The sequence below is a fragment of the Cobetia sp. SIMBA_158 genome, assembly GCF_046566945.1.
GTDB classification, from domain to species: domain Bacteria; phylum Pseudomonadota; class Gammaproteobacteria; order Pseudomonadales; family Halomonadaceae; genus Cobetia; species Cobetia amphilecti.
On record NZ_JAWJYL010000536.1, the window covers coordinates 1 to 263 of the forward strand.

Below are 263 nucleotides of genomic sequence, written 5' to 3' on the forward strand. Positions count from 1 at the left end.
CTCACCCCGCGCACCTTTAACGCATCAGCCAACGGCTCAACGTCTTCCGGCGTGGCGCTCGCCCAGCTTTGCGCCTCGCCATACACGCCGTGGGCATGAAACGCGTTCAGGCGTACCGGAACATCGCCGAGTCCCTTGATAAACGCCGCCAGTTCTTCGATGTGTTGCAAATAATCCACCTGGCCAGGGATCACCAGCAAACGCAGTTCCGCCAGCTTGCCGCGCTCTGCCAGCAAATAGATGCTGCGCTTAATCTGCTGATT

At 58.9% G+C, this 263-nt stretch carries 1 protein-coding gene; it reads right to left on the reverse strand.

Annotation, left to right across the window (positions count from 1 at the left end; translation table 11 throughout):
• A partial coding sequence (locus tag R2R70_RS20985) for a hypothetical protein (protein WP_410979045.1) occupies positions 1-263 on the reverse strand: 263 nt, incomplete at both ends.